The organism is Pseudomonas juntendi (genome assembly GCF_009932375.1).
Lineage (GTDB): Bacteria > Pseudomonadota > Gammaproteobacteria > Pseudomonadales > Pseudomonadaceae > Aquipseudomonas > Aquipseudomonas juntendi.
In genome coordinates this window covers 1-299 of sequence record NZ_BLJG01000476.1, presented here as the reverse complement: position 1 = coordinate 299, position 299 = coordinate 1, and the positions used below count along the sequence as shown (strand labels likewise).

1 protein-coding gene is annotated in these 299 nt (G+C 71.2%); it reads right to left on the bottom strand.

Annotated elements, in window-relative coordinates:
* The coding region (locus tag GYA94_RS26805; RefSeq protein WP_161893467.1) for a condensation domain-containing protein at positions 1 to 299 on the bottom strand (299 nt) is incomplete at both ends.

The following is a 299-nucleotide window of genomic DNA, read 5'->3' as shown; positions in this document are numbered from 1 at the left end:
CAAGGTATTGATGAACATGCCCAAGGCGCGGTCGGCGCCCGCGCCCCCTTGCAGGCGGCCCATCAGCACGGTGCCGAAAACCACGTCGTCGCGGTTGGCCAGCACGCCGAGCACACGGGCCCAGGCCAGGTGCATCAGGCTTGCGGCGCTGACCCCCAGCTGCCGGGCCTGGCTGCGCAAACGCCCGGCCAGCCCAGCGTCGAGGGCTTGCGTGGCACTCTGCACAGCACGGCCGTCGCCCTGCACGTCGGCATGGCCCAACGGCAAGGTCGGCTCCTCGACGTCGGCCAGCATGTCGC